This window comes from Helicobacter cetorum MIT 00-7128 (genome assembly GCF_000259255.1).
GTDB classification, from domain to species: Bacteria; Campylobacterota; Campylobacteria; order Campylobacterales; family Helicobacteraceae; genus Helicobacter; species Helicobacter cetorum_B.
Genome location: NC_017737.1, coordinates 847,003 through 866,817 on the forward strand (window position 1 = coordinate 847,003; position 19,815 = coordinate 866,817).

General features: G+C 34.9%; 11 protein-coding genes and 1 pseudogene. 8 read left to right on the top strand and 4 right to left on the bottom strand.

What is annotated here, in order from left to right; translation table 11 throughout:
• The first annotated feature begins 10 nt into the window (after positions 1-10).
• A complete protein-coding gene (gene deoD / locus HCW_RS04015) occupies positions 11-721 on the top strand; it encodes a purine-nucleoside phosphorylase (protein WP_014660942.1) in 711 nt (236 codons plus the stop codon).
• The gene (locus HCW_RS04020) at positions 711-4,421 is read left to right on the top strand and encodes a restriction endonuclease subunit S (protein WP_014660943.1); all 3,711 of its coding nucleotides are present in this window, start codon (positions 711-713) and stop codon (positions 4,419-4,421) included. The genes deoD and HCW_RS04020 overlap by 11 nt, the downstream gene beginning before the upstream one ends.
• A 1,858-nt stretch (positions 4,422-6,279) precedes the next feature.
• Here the strand turns inward: HCW_RS04020 and HCW_RS04025 are convergent.
• Positions 6,280-6,801, bottom strand: a pseudogene (locus HCW_RS04025) (acyl-CoA thioesterase); the annotation flags it as partial.
• 142 nt (positions 6,802-6,943) lie between these two features.
• Here HCW_RS04025 and HCW_RS04030 point away from each other — a divergent pair.
• From HCW_RS04030 to HCW_RS04040, 3 genes are read left to right on the top strand one after another with little or no spacing between them, the layout of a single operon-like run.
• A complete protein-coding gene (locus HCW_RS04030) occupies positions 6,944-7,792 on the top strand; it encodes an SDR family oxidoreductase (RefSeq protein WP_014660947.1) in 849 nt (282 codons plus the stop codon).
• Positions 7,789-8,778, top strand: a complete 990-nt coding sequence (locus HCW_RS04035) for a FecCD family ABC transporter permease (RefSeq protein ID WP_014660948.1) — start codon at positions 7,789-7,791, stop codon at positions 8,776-8,778. The genes HCW_RS04030 and HCW_RS04035 overlap by 4 nt, the downstream gene beginning before the upstream one ends.
• The gene (locus HCW_RS04040) at positions 8,778-9,545 is read left to right on the top strand and encodes an ABC transporter ATP-binding protein (RefSeq protein WP_014660949.1); all 768 of its coding nucleotides are present in this window, start codon (positions 8,778-8,780) and stop codon (positions 9,543-9,545) included. Before HCW_RS04035 ends, HCW_RS04040 begins: the two co-directional genes overlap by 1 nt.
• Positions 9,546-9,591: 46 nt before the next feature.
• Here HCW_RS04040 and HCW_RS04045 read toward each other — a convergent pair whose 3' ends face one another.
• The 3 genes from HCW_RS04045 to murJ form a co-directional block, all read right to left on the bottom strand.
• Positions 9,592-13,542, bottom strand: coding sequence for a vacuolating cyotoxin family protein (locus tag HCW_RS04045; RefSeq protein ID WP_014660950.1), 3,951 nt, complete (start codon positions 13,540-13,542; stop codon positions 9,592-9,594).
• Between the two features lie 188 nt (positions 13,543-13,730).
• Positions 13,731-15,128 (bottom strand): cysteine--tRNA ligase, encoded by a 1,398-nt coding sequence (gene cysS, locus HCW_RS04050; RefSeq protein ID WP_014660951.1) that lies wholly within the window; start codon positions 15,126-15,128, stop codon positions 13,731-13,733.
• Positions 15,129-16,589 (bottom strand): murein biosynthesis integral membrane protein MurJ, encoded by a 1,461-nt coding sequence (murJ, locus tag HCW_RS04055; RefSeq protein WP_014660952.1) that lies wholly within the window; start codon positions 16,587-16,589, stop codon positions 15,129-15,131.
• A gap of 118 nt (positions 16,590-16,707) precedes the next feature.
• Here murJ and HCW_RS04060 point away from each other — a divergent pair, with 118 nt between their 5' ends.
• From HCW_RS04060 to ruvC, 3 genes are read left to right on the top strand one after another with little or no spacing between them, the layout of a single operon-like run.
• On the top strand, positions 16,708-18,573 hold the full coding sequence (locus HCW_RS04060; RefSeq protein ID WP_014660953.1) for a FapA family protein: 1,866 nt from the start codon (positions 16,708-16,710) through the stop codon (positions 18,571-18,573).
• Positions 18,570-19,121, top strand: a complete 552-nt coding sequence (gene ruvA / locus HCW_RS04065) for a Holliday junction branch migration protein RuvA (protein WP_014660954.1) — start codon at positions 18,570-18,572, stop codon at positions 19,119-19,121. Before HCW_RS04060 ends, ruvA begins: the two co-directional genes overlap by 4 nt.
• A gap of 33 nt (positions 19,122-19,154) precedes the next feature.
• Positions 19,155-19,634, top strand: a complete 480-nt coding sequence (ruvC, locus tag HCW_RS04070; protein ID WP_014660955.1) for a crossover junction endodeoxyribonuclease RuvC — start codon at positions 19,155-19,157, stop codon at positions 19,632-19,634.
• Positions 19,635-19,815 lie beyond the last annotated feature (181 nt).

Here is a 19,815-nt window from a genome sequence, read left to right on the forward strand (position 1 = left end):
AGGAAACTAAATGACCCCCCATATCAATGCAAAAATTGGCGATTTTCATTCTAAATGTATTTTATGTGGCGACCCCTTAAGAGTGAAATACATTGCAAAAAACTTTTTAGAAGATGCTAAAGAAATAACTAATGTGCGTAACATGCTAGGATTTAGTGGAAAGTATAAGGGTAAGGAAATTTCTTTAATGGGGCATGGCATGGGAATTGCATCATGCACGATTTATGCTACAGAACTTATTCAAACCTATCAAGTTAAAGAGCTTTTAAGGATTGGCACTTGTGGGGCTATCAGTCAAAAAGTAGCCCTAAAAGATATTATTCTAGCAACTGGTGCTTCAACAGATTCTAAAACAAATCGGGTGCGTTTCTTAAACCACGATTTGAGCGCTACACCTAGTTTTGAACTAAGTTTAAAAGCGTATCAAATGGCTCAACAATTAAATATTGATTTAAAAGTGGGTAATGTCTTTACGAGCGATTTTTTCTATTCTTTTGAAACGCATGCCTTTGACTTACTAGCAAAGTATAATCACTTGGGTATTGAAATGGAGGCTGCAGGTTTATATGCTACGGCTATGGAGTTAAACGCTAAGGCTTTATGTTTATGCTCTGTGTCAGACCATTTAATCACACACGAAAAATTAAGCCCTGAAGAAAGAGTGGAGAGCTTTGATAACATGGTAACTCTAGCTTTAGAGATGATGACACATGATAACTAAAGAAAATTTTAAAGAAGCCCTAAAAACCTTAGGCTTTGAAGAAAATAACGAAATTTTGACTAAAACCCTAAATAACGCTACGCTAAAAGTGGATTTTAAAGCCCAAAAACTCATTTATCCTAGCGATTTGATTATCAACGATAAAACCACATGCAATTTTGAAAAGCCTGAAAATTTTGTCGTGTTTGAATGCGTGCATAGGCTCTTAAATCAAGGCTATTTTTCAAAACACTTAGAATTAGAGAGAAAGTGGCAATTAGGGCGTGAGTTAAAAAGCGGTAAAGCAGATATTTGTATCAAAAATAATGAAAATAAAATTATTTGTATCATTGAATGTAAAACCCCAGATAATAAAGAGAGCAAAGAATATTCTAAGGCTAAAAATCTTTTAGAAACTAGCCCACATAATCAATTATTTTCATATTATCAACAAGAAAAATCTAATGAGTTCGAGCAATTTTTAGCCCTTTATACAAGCGAGTTTAAAGAGCATAAAGTCAAAGAGACTTATATTTTAATAGGCGTGAGTAAAAAAGGCTATGAAAAAGCAAGCAGTGCCATTGATGCTTGGAATGTATGGCAAAAGGACTATCATGGCGAACATGCCCCTTTTGGTTTATTTGAAGATAACGCCCCTTATGAAATAGGCAAAAAGAAAGTAACTCTAGATAGTCTAAAACCCATAAACGAAAGCGATTTGAAGTCTAAATACCATGAATTTGCCACCATTTTACGCCAACACAATGTTTCAGGGCGAGAAAACGCTTTTGATAAACTCATCAATTTATTGCTTTGTAAAGTGAGCGATGAGAAAAACAACTCCATAAAGGATAAAGAAAATCAAGAATTGCAATTTTTTTGGAAAGGCTTTACTTTTGATGAACCCTTAAAATTTTGCGATAGATTGCAACAACTTTACCAACAGGGCATGAAAGAATTTCTAAACGAAGACATCACCTACATTAGCGAAGAGCAAATTGAAGAGGCTTTTAAATTATTCAAAAACAAGAAAAACGAGACCAAAGACACCATAAAAGAATATTTCACGCAATTAAAATATTATTCTAGCAACGATTTTGCCTTTATTGATGTGCATAATGAAGAGCTTTTTAAAAAGAATTTTGAAGTGCTTTTAAAAATGGTCAAGCTTTTTCAAAACAATAAACTCCTAGAAAGCCACGAAAACCAGTTTTTAAGCGATTTGTTTGAAGGCTTTTTAGATAATGGCATCAAGCAAAGCGAGGGGCAGTTTTTCACGCCCTTAGTTATTGTCAAATTCATTATCAACTCACTCCCTTATTTAGATAAGCCTAAAGTTTTAGATTACGCATGCGGAGCAGGGCATTTTTTGAACGAATATTATAAAATCAATCCAAAAGCCAGTATTGTAGGCATTGAAAAAGAATACCGCCTAAGTAAAGTCGCCAAAGTCAGTTCCTTTATGTATGGGGCTAATAGTAAGATTATTTATAATGACGCATTGAAAGTTCATAAGGGTTTAAAAGACTTTAATGTTTTAATCGCTAACCCCCCTTATAGTGTCAAAGGGTTTTTAAGCACCTTAAATGAGAGTGAGAGACAAAATTTCAGCCTTTATGCAAATTGTGATGAAAAAAGCCTAGAGAGTATCAACGCTATAGAATGCTTTTTCATAGAAAGAGCTACGCAACTTTTAGAGCATAATGCTTTAGCAGGGATTATCCTACCAAGCTCCATTTTAAGCAAAGACACGCCAATTCTTTATACTAAAACTAGAGAACTCCTTTTAAAGCATTTTAAAATCATCGCCATTACTGAATTAAGCTCAGGCACTTTTGGAAAAACCGGCACCAACACCATAACCCTATTTTTAAAGAAAAAGAGCAACACCCCAAAAGAACACAAGCATTTTGAAAATCTAGTTAATGCATGGCTTGAAGGCGATTTTAAAACTAACGGCGACTTAATAGGGCAAGATTACCTAAACGCCTATTGTGAATACAGAAATTTTAATAAACAAGATTACAAAGCGTTTTTACAAAATGATTTATTAGAGAGCCTAAAAGAAAATGAAAATTTTAAGGACTATACAAAAGCCTTTAATGCCCTTTATAAAGAGCCTAAAACTAAGGAATTTAAAGAATTAAACAAAGAGCAACAACTCGCCCTTAAAGAAAAAGAGCTAATAAAATTCATCAAACTTAAAGAGCAAGACAAAATGCTTTATTTTTGTATGACTTACCACCAACAAGAAAGGGTGCTTATTGTCAAATCCCCTAATAAAAGTGAAGAAGCTAAGAAATTTTTGGGTTATGAATGGAGTAGTAGAAAAGGAAGTGAGGGCATAAAATATTTAAATAGTAATAACACTAATAACGATAATGAAATTTTAGAAAACCAAGAAGAGCTTAAATATGAGGGGCTTAAAAATATCAACACCCCTTTATACAACCCAAACGACCTAGATGACAAAACCAAAATTAACACACTCATAAAAAGCAATTTCAATAATGAAATTTTACAAATCCCAAGCGAGTTAAAAGAATTTGTGCGTTATGCTAACTTAGTGGATTTGCTAGATTTTGAACGCCTAGAGTTTAACAAGGCGTTGAATTTGACCTCTAAAAACAAAGTGGAAATTAAGAGTAAGTATGAATTAGTAAGGTTAGGGGAAGTTGCTAGTATTGACTGGGGAAATACAAAATTAACAAAAGAGATTTACAAAGAAAATGCTAGATATAAAGTTTATAGTGCGAGCGGACAAGACGGAACGATAGATTTTTACGAACACGAGGGGGAGGCGGTTATTTTATCAGCGATAGGGGCAAGGTGTGGTAAATGCTTTTTTGCGACAGATAAATGGACGGCAATTAAAAACACGATTATAATTAAAGCAAAAAAAGATATTTTGATAAGATATTTATTTGAGTATATCAATAATGAAACATTTTGGAATAAATCAGGGTCAGCCCAACCATTTATAAAATTAGGGTCAGCATCGGCACAGAAAATCCCCTTACCACCTTTAGAAATCCAAGAGCAAATCCTTTCGCACTTACAAGAATTAGATATTAAAAGAGAAGTTAGCCAAACAAAAATCAACGCTCTACAACAAGAAATAACCAACATTATCAATAATATCAACGCTCCCTTAAGAAAACTTAGCGAGTTAATTAAAATCAACACTACAAGTATTAACCCCCTTGAAACGCCTAATAAAAAATTTATTTATATAGATATTGACAGTGTAAATAAAGGCACAGGAATAATTGATTATTCAAATATTTTACAAGGCTCAAACGCTCCATCAAGGGCTAGAAGAATAGCCCCTAGCCATAGCGTAATCATTTCTACGGTGAGACCTTACTTAAAAGGTTTTGCTTATATTGAGAAAGAGCAACAAGATTGTATCTTTTCAACAGGTTTTGCTATCCTTGAAAGTAGTGAGTTAATTTTGCCTAAATATTTGTATTTTATGTTTATGTGTCTTAAAGATTTAATGCGTCAAATGGAAAATGCCATGCCAAAATCAAGTTATCCTAGTATCAATAAAAAAGACATTGAAAACTTTACAATCCCTTTACCACCCAAAGAATTGCAACAAGAAATCATCGCTCAAATTGAAATCTTAGAAAAAGAAATTAAGACCTTACAAAATGAACTTAATACCATAGCCCCACAAAAAGAACGCTACCTAAAAGAACAATTAGGATTAGAATAAATCATTCCTAAAAAATTTTATTTTAAGAGATTTTTAAAAAACTAAAAGCGTTTTTAACGCCTTTTATTTCTTAAGGGGGACAGGGTGGTATTTTGCGATAATACCCCCCTTATCCCCCTTAAAATCCCCCAAACCCCCTAATAACGCTTTAAGAAATTATCGCTTGACTTATGTCAAGCTCTTTACTATTTTTTATAAAAAGCTATCGCTTTTTTAGTGAAATTTTTTAAATCTATACTTAAGACAAGGAACACTATTAAAGAACCATTAGGATTAGAATAAAGAAGTTTGAAAGTGGGTTTATGGCATAAGAAGCACCCCCTAAAAATAGGGGGCTAAACTCTATCGCTTGATTTTTAATTAATGTATAATAAGCGATAAGAGCTTTTTCCATGATTTTTATTCATGGTCAGCTCCTTTATGCCATTTAAAATTTACCCCCTAATCCTTTCTTAAAAACTAGGGGGTAAGCCATTTTATCTTAACTTCCTTTTAAAAAAGAAAGCATTTTTAAAAAACTACACTTAAAACTATCAAAAACAAAGAACGCTATTCATAAAATAACCATTAAGATTAGATTAAAAAGCTTTTAAAAATTTTGTTTTAGCCCCCATAAGTTAAGGATAAATCTTTTAAGGAAAACCCCCTAAAGCCTAAAAGGCTTTAAAGGAAACTTTTGAAAAACTTTAAAAGTCATCTTTCTAAAGAAACAACAACTTTAAACCCCAAAAAACAAATTTCAAGGTATAATGTCTTCCAAGAGTTTTTGCCATTTCTTGCTTTCATGGCATACTCCTTAATGGAAATTTATCCCCATAATTGCAACTTATGGGGGCGTTTATTTTACAATAATTTATCTTAAAACTATTCAAAGAATAAACGGCTAAATAATGAGATTTTAAAAACCCTACACCCTACAAAACCAAAAATAGCACCTTGCCAAAAGAGAAAGAACATTATTCATAAAAGAACCATTAGAATTAGATTAAAAGATTTTTTATAGAATTTTTTTAAAAAATCGTGTAGCTAGAAAGGATAAAACCCTTTCTAGCTTTAAACCTTTTAATATAAAGGTTTAAGCAAAATAACACAGATTAGTGCTATAATAAACACGATTTTTAGCATGTTTATCTCCTTAAGTTTATCTTAGGGGGCTAACACGCCTAGAGAAGTTGCGACCTTCTTTAGGCTTTTAACTTCCCTAGAACAAAATTATAACTTAATTTTTATTTTTTAAAAATCCACACTTAAAACTACCAAAAACAAAGAACGCTATTCACAAAAGAATCATTAAGATTAGATTAAAAAGATTTTAAAAAGTTTTGTTTTAACCCCCATAAGTTAAGGATAAATCTTTTTAAGGAAAACCCCTAAGCCCTTAAAAGCTTAGAGGAAACTCTGTGAAAAACTTAAAAAAAGTTATCTTTCTAAAGAAACAATAACTTTAAACCCCAAAAAAGAAATTTCAAGGTATAATGCTTTCCAAGAGTTTTTGCCATGTTTTGTCGCCATGACAAACTCCTTTTGAAAAATTTATCCCCATAATTACGACTTATGGGGGTCTTATTTTACAACAATCTTGCTTAAAACACTCCAAAGAGTAAATGATTAGATAATAAATATAAATTTTTTAATGAGAAAAAGGGCTTTTGATTAGTTAGGCTATTTAAGAAAGCGATAAAAGAAAGAAAAACACGCCTTTAAAAGGCATGCTTTTCTAGGATTAGTTGGTTTCAATTTGGATTTTGCCGTCTTTTAAAAATCCTACTTCCCCTTTAGTGTTCTTTTCTATTTCAATTTCTTTGTGGGAGTTTTTTGTAGAGGTTTCCATTTTATGGTCTTTTTTAATAGGGTGTATTTTCCCACTTGTTAGATAGCCCTCCATGCGCATTTCCTTGCGCTTTAAAGCACCCTCATAACGGCGCTTTTCTCTATCAGTTTTTGGCTCATATTTTGGCATTGCAGAGGGCTTGCCATTTTCTACAGCCACCATAGTGAAATAGCATGAATTAGTGTGCGTTACAACATGGGTTTTAAAATCTTCGCTTAACACTTTAATCCCCACTTCACAAGAAGTATTACCCACATAATTAATACTAGCAAGGAAAGTCAATAAATTGCCCACAGGAATAGGGTGCTTAAAGGTTACACCATCAACACTCAAAGTTACCGTGCCTTTGCCACAATAGCGAGTAGAGCACACATAAGCAACCTTATCTAATAAATTAAGCAATTCCCCCCCATGCATAACATTGCTAAAGTTTGCCATAGTAGGCACTACAAGATAGCTCATCATAAGCTTTGTAGGGTCAGCAGTATCAATTAAACATTGGAAGTGATTATCTTGCGTAGCTTGATTAGTTTCTAAAGAATGAGGCATAAAAGCTCCTTAAATAGTTTTAAAATTTTAAGAATGCTCTTTAAGTTAGGCATTCTAAAAACTATATATTAGTAAAAGTTTAGTAACATTTAGGTGAATTAACTGAGTAATTAAAAAATATTTAAATTTTGGATAGAACAATATGAATCAAGAAAATAGCAACATTGAAAAAAAGGTTGCAGTTATTACAGGGGCTAGTTCTGGGATTGGACTAGAATGCGCCATTTTATTATTAGAAAAGGGGTATAAGGTTTATGCTCTAGCTAGGCATGCGAGTCTTTGCCCTTCTTTAAAGCATGCAATGTGTGAGGCAATAGATATAGATGTGAGCGATTCTAGCGCCTTACAAGAAGTGCTTTCTAAAATCAAATCTCAAGAAATTCATTGCGATGTTTTAATCAATTCTGCGGGCTATGGACTATTTGGGAGCTTAGAGGATACTCCCATGAATGAGATTAAGCGACAATTTGATGTAAACTTTTTTGCTCTTTGTGAGGTAACACACACGCTTTTACCCTTATTAAAAAACAAGCCTTATTCTAAGATTATCAATCTATCTTCTGTAGCAGGGCGCACGCACATGCTCTTTTTGGGTTATTATAATGCAAGCAAGCATGCTTTAGAGGCTTATAGCGATGTGTTACGCAAAGAGCTTATGCCTTTTAAGGTTCAAGTATGTTTGATTGAGCCATGGGCTGTGAGAAGTAATTGGGATTATGTTGCTTTTGATGACAAGAAATTTGAAGAAACAAGCAGTGTTTATGCTAAAGAATTAAATATGGCTAGAGAATTTTATTCTAGCCTATATAAACATGCGCTCTCTACTCAAAAAGTCGCTCAAAAAATCATGTCTTTAATTGCCCAAAAAGAACCTAAACCTCGCTCTTTGCTTGGAATTAGGGCAAAATTCTTGCTGATATTAGAGCAGTTCTTACCTAGCAAATGGCATGATTATTTGTTTAGAAAAGTGGTGCTAAAGGAGGGGGCATGACCAGCACGCTTAGTGCCTTTCAAGTAGGGATAGCGTGCGTGGTTTTAAGTATTTTGGTATTGTTTTTTGGAGGCGAACAACTAAGTTTTAATGAATGGTTGGAAGTTTTTCAAAATATCAAAAACCACTTTTTGCACAATGAAGAACTAAGCTCTTTGAGTATTATTATTTTAGAAATTCGCTTACCACGAGTGCTTTTAGCGCTTTTAGTAGGGGCTAGTTTATCTGGGAGTGGGGTTGTTATGCAAACCATTTTTAGAAACCCATTAGTTGACCCTTTTTTACTAGGTATTTCTAGTGGGGCAATGCTAGGGGTGGCATTAGCGATTGCTATTTTTGAATCTAACATCGCTATTTTGGCGTTTTTAGGAGCAATTCTAGCAAGTTTAGCGGTTTTAGCTCTTAATAGAATTTTAGGTAATTCAGCGCTTTCTTTGGTGCTATCTGGAGTGGTATTAAGCGCTTTTTTAAGCGCCTTAGCAGGGGCGGTGAAATTCTTTGTAATCCCTCAAAAAGCCCAAGCGATTGTAGTATGGCTTTTAGGGAGCTTGTCTTTAAGCAGTTATAAGGATTGCTTGATTGCCTTTATAGGATTAGCATTAGGCTTTATTCCCCTTTTTCTATTAAGATGGCGCATTAATTTATTGAGTTTGAGCGATACGCAAAGTTTAAGCCTAGGGATAAATCCTATAGCCTTACGCACTTTATGTTTAGTGTGTGTGAGCGTGGCAAGTGCGCTTGCAGTAAGTGTCTCTGGCACGATTGGCTGGATTGGCTTAGTAGTCCCGCATGTTGCACGGCTATTTTTTGGAGCGAATTTACAAAAATTGCTTTTAGGCTCTTTATTTATGGGGGCATTTTTCTTGCTTTTAGCTGATGTGGTGGCTAAGATGATTACGCCCTATGATTTGCCCGTAGGTATTGCTACAAGTGTTTTAGGCGCACCCTTTTTCTTATGGCTTTTGTTTAAAACAAGAGGTCTTTAATGGTCTTAGAAGTTAAAAACCTTTCATTTAGATATTCTAAAAAGTTAGTGTTAGATGAGGTTAGTTTCAATGTGCCAAAAAACAGCATTACAAGCATACTAGCCCCTAATGGCTCGGGTAAAACCACGCTTTTAAAATGTCTTTTAGGGCTTTTAAAACCATTAGAAAAAACCGAAATTAAAGCTTGTAATAAAGATATTTTGCCCCTAAAGCCCTATGAAAAGGCAAAACTCATTGCTTATATCCCTCAAGAGGAGCATTATGCTTTTAACTTTAGCGTGCTAGATTTTGTCTTAATGGGAAAGGCAACGCATTTAAGCTTGTTTGCCACACCAAAAGCTAAACATATTAAAGAGGCAACACAAATTTTAGAGCGCTTGAATTTAGCGCACCTAAAAACACAAGGCATTAATGATTTATCCGGTGGTCAAAGGCAAATGGTGCTTTTAGCAAGAAGTTTATTGCAAAGAACGCCATTATTGTTATTAGATGAGCCAACAAGCGCATTAGATTTAAAAAATCAAGCCCTTTTTTTTAATGCGATTAAAGATGAGATGAAAAAGCGAGAATTAAGCGTATTAGTCAATATCCATGACCCTAATTTAGTGGCTAGATATTCCACCCATGTAGTTATGATAAAAAATCAAAAGCTTTTTTTACAAAATAAGACTAAAGAGGCGATGACTTCAAGTAATTTAAGCACGCTTTATGACACCCCCTTAGAGGCGATTTGGCATAATGATAAGCTTGTGGTGTGTGCGTTGTAATTTTAAATTATGCTAATTAAATCCCATGCAAAAAGCATGGGTGTTTTTAGAAACTATAGCGCATACCTAGATTAGAGGCGATACTTCCTCTATCTAAAGTAAAGTTATGCGCATAGATAAGCCCTAAGTTTAAATACACTCCTTTATTTAATTGCAATTCTCCACCTATCATAACTCTTGCGTTAGTATTTAGCGCACTATGACTAGCATTGATAGCAAAATTACTCAAGGATACAGCATTATTAGTGCCAAAGTTTGCAAACCCTTGTAAGATTCCAGCATTAACATACATATAAGAAGTGTTGCCATAGTAGTAGCGTGCCTCTAAATTAGCATTGATGTTAAAGAGATTGCGATTGTTTGCGCCATTACTTAAGGCTAATTGTGTGCTATGGCTTTGAATATTGGTTGTGCCTAAGTTTTGATAACTCACGCCTACGCTTGGTTTTAAGACTAATGCGCTATTAAGAAAAGTAAAATCATAGCCATAACTAGCTTGAGCTATGGTGCTATAAGCCATATAATTATAGCCTTGATTTAAGCCTTGCAATAATGAGTTTTTAAACATCAAACTTTCATTATTATTGCCAATAGCGCCTTGAATATTAAAATCAAATTCGTGTTTATTGGAAAACACACGAGAATATAATCCAAAATTGGTGTTGTTAGTCCAAGAATTAAGAGTGCTTGAGCCACTTTGTGAGCCATAGCCATAACTTCCAAAGCCTCCTACAATCGCTTGCAAGTTTTCGCCCTCAATATAAGTGTCTGCTCCTGCACTTGTGCCATATAAGGAAGTATTGCCTCCATTACTCAAGCTTGCTCCTCCAATAGCATTAGCCCAAATGTTAGCATGGCTTTCATTCTTGGGAGCGAATTTATATAGCACTTCTGCCATAGTTTCTACAGAGCTAAAACGCTTATTTTTGAGCTCTTGTAAGCGTTGTTCAAAAGCGCTTAAATATTTTGTATGACGCCTAGAGAGATTGACTAAGCGAGCGTTTTGTGTCATCGCATTACTTAATTCTAAGGTTTGCAATGCGCTTGTTTTATTTTCTAAATTAGCTACTTGATGATTTAATACAGAAGTAGCCATGCTAAGGTCTTTAATGATAGTATTAGTGCTTGTTTTATCAATCATTTGTCGTGCATAACCGGCGTTGTGAGCGTCAATTAACATCGTTTGCAAGAGATTTCTACCTTGTGCTCCAAAATCTTTCTTGATGGTTTTTATCGCATTAAAACGATTGGCTAATTCAAACACGCTTTCAATTGTGCCAAAAACATTTTGATTAATGGCAACAAGATGTGGGGTAGCATTAGAATTAAGAGTGGCAAAATTAGTGTAGTGAGCGAATTTTTCATTCTCATTATGATGGGGCAAGTTGATAAAATCTTTGCTATCTTTTGCATTAGGTGCGATATGGCTATCTTGCACACTTACAGCAATTTCTTTATGGGTAACCACTTTATCAATAGCAGTATTTCTCCATGCTCTACCCTCAAGATATTTATAAGCGCTTGGGTCGCTAACCATGCGCTTGTTGCCAATAGCCATTCCACAATCTCTAATATCATTTAAATTTTGCACCACACAAATATCCATGCGCTCATGGTTGCTGTTATAAAGAGCTATGCGCTCTTTAAAAGCGCTTTCTTGATTGATGTCGGTATTGACATTGCTAGAAGTATTATCATAATCAATATCTTGTGCTGAAACTAATACATGCTCTACATTTTTAGTGAGCGTGTTGGCATAATTGATTTTAATAAGAGGGTTATAAAAGCCGGTTTGACTATTGATATTGTCATTAAAGTTAAAAGTCGCTCTATTACCCACATTTAAGGTTGCTACACGCCCATCTTGGGTGTTGAGATTCATAATAGCTTGATTATTGGTGAAATTGCCTTGAATATATAAATCCAAATCTTTGCCATAATCCATGTTAGCACCTTTAGCTAGGGTTAGGTTATTAAACATAAGCCCTGTCATGCCCTCAATACTTCCTGGAGCTCCAAAGGTTAGAAGTTTAGTAATGACTACTTCTTTGATTTTCCTAGCATCAAAATAATTCCAACCAGCATGGTAGAATGAACCAATGGTTAGCTTTTCGCCTTTTTTAAACTTGACACCCCCAGAATAAAGTGGGTTGTAGCCTCTTTGTAAGCGCACCACATCAATTACAGATTTTGAGCCTATATCATCGCCAAAGTAAGTGTATTGCCCCTCACTCAAACCATGGCTTGTGGTAACATACAACTCTTTAATATGAAAGTTTTTAACCGCAACATTAGTAGAGGCTGTAGTAAGCTTATCAATATTAACCATACCCACATTGCTAAAATTTAAACTATTAGCACTTGCGCCATTATGAGCATTACTTGCATTAATATCTTTAAAATTTGCAACTTTGGCATCAACTTCTAAATTAACTGAGCTTCCTAAATCAATATTGCTATTAAAAGTAACTATGCCATGATTTGAGTATGTGCCAGCCTTAAAAATAAAGTTTGCGCTTGAACCTACAAAGCCAAAACCATATTTGCCGACTTGATTATTGACCATTAAAGGTCCATTCACGGTGATGTTTCCGGTTTCATTTTCTACTAAAAGGGTGCGTCCGCTTGCTCGGTTATAAATATTTACATCTCCAATATTTAAATTAGCCGCATTAGTGGTAAGAACCGCCTTAAATCCCCCAGCTCTAATAGTGCCATCAGAATCCACATTCAAGCGATTGATATTGACCACCGTATTTTTTGCGCCCGGAAAAGGACCATTGATAACTTGCACGGGTTCAACTTCTACTTTTTGCGAGTTGCTTGAGCTATTAGGGGCATTAATGACTTGAACGCCATTGTTGTTATCATTGTTACTCTTGTCTTTTTTGGCAGTTTTTTCTTGGTTATTTGGGGTGCTTTGAGGAAATTCTTTTTTATAACCTCCTTTTGGAGGGGCTATGACATAAAGTCCTGCGCTTTGCCATAAATCTAGCGTGCCAATATTAGTATCATTATTGGCAACAATACCCGCTTGGGCATTGTTATGATCGCCTATGATAAGATGATTAAAATTCACTTTTCCATTAACTTCTGCAGTATTTATCATGCTCCATGAGGGTGATAAATAGGCTAATGGATATTGCATGCGACCCATCCATACAGCACCCTTAAAATCAACGCTTTTTGAAACTAAGTTAAGCGTTGCTCCATTATAAAGATAGAGTTCAGCCTTGTTGTTGCTCGTAATGCCCTCTTGGCTTTGCAGGGTTAAAACCGTTGCATTTGGTTTTCTTCCAAGCCCATCGCCCACACGATTATTAATCTCTAAAAAATTATCAATTAAGATATTTTTAGCGTTAAAATCCACCCTAGTGGTGCGATTATTAAAGCTTGTAAAAGAATTACCATTAAATTGCCCTAAACGCAGAGTAGCTTTTTGCATATCTACATCTAAATCCCCACCGGTGTAATTGATGAGACCTGAGAGGTTATAGGTGCCTACAGCACTTTTCATATCCACTTCAAGCTTATTCCACTGACCGCCTCTTACCCAATAATGCCAAGCGGCATCCCCAAATGCCCAACCTGATTGGATATCAGCTGATAGAAGAGATTGATATAAATCATATTGCTTGTTAGGATATAGATTAAAGCCTAGACCCGCCTTAATACGCCAAATTTTTTCGGGGACATTGGGGGCTTCACCAGCGTTTTCAGCTTGTTTAATTATCCAGCCAATCAATCCTCCAGCCGATCCTGCTCCAATCCCTGATGCAATCCCTCCAATAATACCCTTTAAAATATCTCCCCAAACGCCATAATTATTATTGATGAGAGGGGCTTGTTGCAAATGCTCTTTGGCATAAGGAGTTATCTCTAAATTCGTTGTGTCATTAGCACTTAATGAAGTGCTTGTTAGTATGCCTGCTAGAGCAAGCGAGACAACAGGGCGACTCATCTTAATAGGGCATTTTAGTATCTGGTTTTTTAACATTATTCTTCCTTCTTATTGTATTTTGTCTATATAAAATAGTGCGACTTAAACTTGAAAATGATGTTTTAATGGCATTTTTTAATATAGTGTTGTAAGCATAATAATTCATCTTAATCAATAAATAAGAAATTAAAAATAAAAAATGTAATTAAAGTTAGAAGTTTATGTAAGAATGCTTAGAAAAAAGCCTAAAAAAGCTTTTCCCAAGTGGTGCCTTGTGGGGTATCTAACAAAGCGATTTTTTGCTTCATTAGCTCTTCTCTTATGCTATCAGCCTTACTAAAATCCTTTTGTTGTTTAGCAAGCTTTCTTTTTTCTATCTTTTTTTCAATTTCTCTTTTTTCATTCTCACTTACGCCTAGTTGAAAATAATCTAGTGGGTTTTTAAGACCAATGCCAAGTAATTCTTCTACAAAATTTAAATTCGCTAAAATTTCGCCCTTTTTGGCTTTGTCTTTGGGGCGATTATTAAGCTCTTCATTAGCAACAGAGAGCATGTTTTCTAAAACGCTTAAAGCTTTAGAGATGTTTAAATCATCTTGCATGCATTCTAAAATTTCTTTTTTAAAGTTTAAGTTAATAGTGCCTTCAAAGCCAAGAGCTCGCTGTTTTAAGCGATAGATTTTATCCAAGCGTTTTTTACTCATCAATAAATCTTCTTCATTAAAATTTAGAGTAGAGCGATAATGCACCCCTAATAGGTAGTTACGCAAAATCTCGCCATCATAGGTTTTTAAAGCGTCTTTGACAAAAAAGCTATTTCCCAAGCTTTTAGACATTTTTTCATTATTGATATTCACAAAGCCATTATGCATCCAGTATTTAGAAAGCTCTATTTCAAACGCACAACGGGTTTGGCTCGCTTCATTTTCATGGTGGGGGAATAACAAATCCGCACCCCCTGCATGAATATCAATTTGATAAGGGGTGTTAGCTTGAGCAAGAGTTTTAAAAATCATGCTAGAGCATTCTATATGCCAACCGGGTCGTCCCTTGCCTAAAGGGCTATCAAAGCCCACATCATTAGCTCCCTTGTAGCTTTTCCATAAAACAAAATCTTGCTCAGAGCGTTTTTCTTCTCTTAAACCTATGCGGCTAAACTCTATGCTACTATTATGCGAACTCAAAGAGCCATAATGCTTGTCCTTGCTGGTATCCAAATAAATATCGCCATTAGCGGCTTTGTAAGCGATATTTTTTTCTAAAAGCGTTTCAATCATTTCAACCATAGCGTCTAAATATTCACTCGCCTTTGGTTCTAAGCTTGGTTTTTTGACATTCAAAGCGTTTAAATCATTCGTATAAGAGTCAATATAAATCGCACTCAATTCTTTAATGCTCTTATTTTCTTTCAAGGCTTTATTGATTATCTTATCATCAATATCTGTGAAGTTTCTAACTAGTGTAACTTCATAATCGCTTAACTCAAGCGTGCGCCTTAGTAAATCAAAAGCAATCGCGCTTCTAGCATGTCCTAAATGAGCGTCATCATACACCGTAGGCCCGCACACATAGATGCTAGCCTTGTTTTTTACTAAAGGCTCAAAAGGGACTTTTTGCTTTAATTTGGTATCATAAATAAACATTTAAAAACCTTGAAAATAATAAATTAAATATAAATGCGTAACTAACGATTTGAATGCTAAGAGCAACAATATTTCTGCACAAGCGAGAAAAATAATCACAAGCCATAATTTCAAACGCTTGATTATACCCAAGAACATTTTAAGACCAAACGCTTTTATGGTTAAAACAAACAAAATAAGTCCGCTCAAACTATTAGAAAGAGCTAGTCCTAAAACCCCTAAAAAGGGCATTAAGCTTAAAGAGCAAACTAAGCCTAAAAGAAGTGTGGTTAAAGAGATTTTAGCCGCTTTTGTTTGCTCTAATTTAGCATAGAGCCATAAAGAAAAGAGCTTAGATAGCCCAAAGGGGAGTAAGCCCAAAAGATAGAGCGAAAAGACTTGTGAAGTAATTAGTGTGTCCTTAGGGCTAAAATGCCCCCTTTCAAATAAAGCTTGCGTGATTTCCTTGCTTAGCATAATGCCCCCAATACTACAAAAAAGTAAGACACTCACTAAGAAAAACCACGCATTTTGTAAGCGTTGCAAGATTAAATGTTGCTCGTTGTTTTTAATCGCAATCGCAATGCTAGGAAAAAGGGCTGTGGATATCGCAATCGCAAATAGGGCTAAGGGTAGTTGGAACACTCTATTTGCATAATACAAATAAGACACACTTCCGCTTGCTAGAAATGAGGCTATCGTAGTGTCTAAAAAGGAGGCGATTTGTGCGGTGGAGTTGCCTAATACGCTAGGAAAAAATTGTTTGAAAAAACTTTTTAAATCCTTTTTAGCTTGATTTAAACGATGTTCTTTTTTGGTTACATTTTTAGTTTTAAAGCTCAAGAACCCTTTAAATAATAAAGTGCATAAGCCTAATTTAACTAGGGGGTAAAAGTGTAAGAGAATTTGAGCCACGCCCCCTAAAAGCACGCCATAGCTCAGATAATATAAGGCTTCTAAATGCGATTTGTCTTTAGAGATAACAAGGGCTAAAATCATGCATAAATTCAATAAGCTTGTGCTATATGCACTTGCAAAAAAGCTGTGCTTGTATTGTAAAAGCGTGCCTAAAAAGGTTGTGATAAACACTAATAAAAGATACCAAAAATTAATCGCTACAATAGGGGTGCATAATTTTAGAGTTTCTTCATCAAAACCATAGGCGAGCAATTTAGTCAGCCACAAGGGGTTTAAGGCTACAAATAAGCACCATAAAAATAAGATGCCACCAAAAAGTAGCCCCACTAGGCTAGCAAAACTTCCTTTAATAGAACTTCGTATAAAGCTTGGTAAAAAACTTTGTGAAAATGAACCTTCAGCAAAAATACGCCTGAATAGATTAGGCAATTTGAAAGCCACAAAGAAAATATCGCTATACACCCCTGCCCCTAGAATGCTAGCCATCATCAAATCTCGTAAAAAGCCTAAAATTCTGGAGCATAAAATCCCTAAGCTGTTGGTTAAAAACAATCTTTTTATCATGTCAGTTTTAACTATTACCTAATTTTTAGCTAATTTTTGTTAGGATTCACCCTTACTTTTTCATAATTTTGTAGTATACCATTAAGAATTAAAAATGCTTGAAAGAGGAGTTTAAGAGATGAGTTTGGAGCATTTTGCCCCAAAAACCATTGCGCAGTGCAAGGATATAAAAAAAGAGCTGGAAAAAGTCGCTAATGAAAATCAATTAGATATTCAAGAAGTATGGTTTGAGATTTTAAAGACTTCTATTTTTGTTAAACCAAGCGCTAAAGATGAATTTAGCGAGGCTTTGAGTGGGGAGTTACAACAGCTAGAAGAAGATGAATATTATGAAAAAAAGGAGCTCTTGATTTATCAAGCGCATGATATTAGGGTTAAGGCATTACCATTTGAGCGCTTTTTTAAAGTGGAGGTGAGTGCTGAGGCAGACAGCCTAGATATTGTGCTAGATGATTGTTTTATTGTATTAGATAATGAAGAGTATTTTCAAGAAATATTTGGCTATATCAAAGAGTGCATGGCATTTGAGGGGGTTATTATGCGCCAACTCCCAAAAATGTATGAGCGCCTAAAAACCTTATTAAGACAATATAAAGATAAAAAAATCACTTCTAAGCGTTTGAATTTGCAAACTTCATCGCATTTTATTCCTAATGTTGAAGAAAAGCCTGTTTTTTTGTTAGAAGAAGAATACATTCCTACCCATAAAGCTCCTTTAAATGAAGAAGAAAGCGCTCCAAGGGAATGCTACTATGCCTCTAAAGAAAATCAAGTGGTCGCTAGAGTCGCTTACCCTAAGCAAGGGGTTAATGGGCGCAATTTAAAAGGGTTTTATATTGAAGTGCCAAAAGCCCCTAATACACCTACGCCTATAGGCTATGACAAGAACTTTTTTGAAGAGAAAAATCAAGCCGGAGCGCTTATTTATTGCTCTAGGGCCTTACAATATGTCAAAATGGAAAAAGGGCGTTTAGTTGCTAAAAGAGATTTTGAATTTGAGGAAATGAAATCCACTAACACGCCTAATCTTTTAGGGGGTGTAGAAAGTGGCATTACTTTAGAGATTAAGGCTAAAGATGCCTTAAGCGATGCAATAGATTCTAATGTGATTTTAGAGGCTAGCACTATTAATGTAAGGGGGAATGTGGGTAAAGATGTCATTCTTGTAGCTGATGAAATTATGATTGAGGGGCAAGTCCATCATGAAAGTTATATTTATGCTAACAAGGTGCATATAAGCAATCATAAGGGTGTGTGCTATGCCAAAGAATTTGAATGTAAGTATTTAGAGCGTGGGAAAGTCTATGCGGATAATGTCAAAATGCAAGTGAGTGCAGGAAGTGTCATCTATGCCAAGCATATTGAATTAGAAAAACTCAAATCAGATAATAAATTGTATTTTTCAGAACAATGCTTAATAGATGAGGTAGATGGCAATGGTAATCGTTTCATTTTCTATGCTTTTGGAGGGCATGAAAACCAAGAAAAATTAAAAGAGGCAAAAATTTTATTGAATCAATTTGGCTTAAAATCTAAAAAGATTATTTCCCAACACCAAGTATTAAGCCGTTTAGTCCAAAATAACCAAGAGACTATGCAAAAGCTTAAAAACGCCACTGAAGAAATTAGGCGTTCTTTAATGCAACAAGCAAGCGTAAAAGAGGCTTATAATGAATTTATGATAGCTTTAAGGCGTTTAAAGATTTTAAAAGCTCAAATGCTAGAGTTACAAAAACTCCATAACGAATGCTATGCTAAGCTTGTTAGCATTGAAAATAGCATGCCAAAAGCAAGCATTCTTACCAAAAGCCCTTTTAAACAAGAAAATATTGTGATTTATCATCGCAACTACCCTAAAGTAAGCAATTTAACCACCATGCTTAATCACAATGAAAATGTAAATATTGTCTATGAGCCCAAAGAAAATAAAATCAAAAAACTCTTTAAGGGCAATATAGCACCTAGAATGGGAGGTTCTAAGTGATTGTAGGTTTAAAAGGCATTGTAGAAAAAATTTCAGCCCTAGAAGTGCATATGGAAGTGCATGGGGTTATTTATGGGGTGCAAGTTTCTATGCGCACAAGTGCCGCATTAAAACTCAATCAAGAAACACATTTAAAAATCTTGCAAGTGATTAAAGAAGACGCTCATCTTTTATACGGATTTTTAGAAGAGGCAGAAAAAATTCTTTTTGAAAGGCTTTTAAAAATTAATGGGGTAGGGGGGCGAATCGCACTAGCTATTCTTTCAAGCTTTGCGCCTAGTGAATTTGAAAATATTATTGCCTCTAAAGAGGTTAAAGCCCTCCAGCAAGTTCCCGGAATTGGCAAGAAACTTGCTGATAAGATTATGGTAGATTTAATTGGCTTTTTTATTCAAGATGAGACTAAGCCTACTTATAATGAGGCATTTTTGGCTTTAGAGAGTTTAGGGTTTAAAAACACAGAGATTAATAAGGTTTTAAAAACTCTTCAGCCAAATCTTAGCACTGAAATGGCAATCAAAGAGGCTTTACAGCGCTTACGCTCCTAAAAATCCAACAAAAGTATTTTATAAGGAAAGTTTATGCAAATTTTAGGGATAGACCCGGGCAGTAGGAAATGTGGCTATGCGATACTTGATTATACGCCTAGCAAGCTTTCTTTGGTTAGTGCAGGGTTTATTAATATCACTACACGCAGTTTGCAAGAACAAATTTTAGACTTAGTAGAGGCATTAGACCATATCTTAGATACGCATGCGATTAAAGAGGTTGCCATTGAAGACATTTTCTTTGGATACAACCCAAAGAGCGTGATTAAGCTCGCACAATTTAGAGGGGCATTAAGCTTAAAGATTTTAGAAAAAATAGGCAATTTTAGCGAATACACCCCCTTGCAAGTCAAAAAGGCACTCACAGGAAATGGCAAGGCGAGTAAGGAGCAAGTGGCGTTTATGGTTAAGCGTTTGTTGAATATTGCAAGCGAGATTAAGCCTTTAGACATTACTGATGCAATGGCAATTGCTATAACGCATGCACAGCGCTTGAAACTTCAGCGCCAATAACTTGCAAGGTGAAAAACCATAAGTATTAGACTTAGTCTTTTATATTTTATAAATTTTCTTTTGATTTATTTTTATAAAAATATTTTTTAATATTTTTGTATAAAAACTTCAAAGATTTTGCAAACTAAAGAAAATAAAACTATATTATTAGATGTATCTATGGCTAATATTAAAAAATTAT

Coding starts and splice junctions, on each gene's coding strand:
- HCW_RS04045 (WP_014660950.1), bottom strand. CDS start 13,542: ATGTTAAAAAACCAGATACTAAAATGCCCTATTAAGATGAGTCGCCCT.
- murJ (WP_014660952.1), bottom strand. CDS start 16,589: ATGATAAAAAGATTGTTTTTAACCAACAGCTTAGGGATTTTATGCTCC.
- cysS (WP_014660951.1), bottom strand. CDS start 15,128: ATGTTTATTTATGATACCAAATTAAAGCAAAAAGTCCCTTTTGAGCCT.
- HCW_RS04030 (WP_014660947.1), top strand. CDS start 6,944: ATGAATCAAGAAAATAGCAACATTGAAAAAAAGGTTGCAGTTATTACA.
- HCW_RS04035 (WP_014660948.1), top strand. CDS start 7,789: ATGACCAGCACGCTTAGTGCCTTTCAAGTAGGGATAGCGTGCGTGGTT.
- HCW_RS04040 (WP_014660949.1), top strand. CDS start 8,778: ATGGTCTTAGAAGTTAAAAACCTTTCATTTAGATATTCTAAAAAGTTA.
- ruvC (WP_014660955.1), top strand. CDS start 19,155: ATGCAAATTTTAGGGATAGACCCGGGCAGTAGGAAATGTGGCTATGCG.
- deoD (WP_014660942.1), top strand. CDS start 11: ATGACCCCCCATATCAATGCAAAAATTGGCGATTTTCATTCTAAATGT.
- HCW_RS04060 (WP_014660953.1), top strand. CDS start 16,708: ATGAGTTTGGAGCATTTTGCCCCAAAAACCATTGCGCAGTGCAAGGAT.
- HCW_RS04020 (WP_014660943.1), top strand. CDS start 711: ATGATAACTAAAGAAAATTTTAAAGAAGCCCTAAAAACCTTAGGCTTT.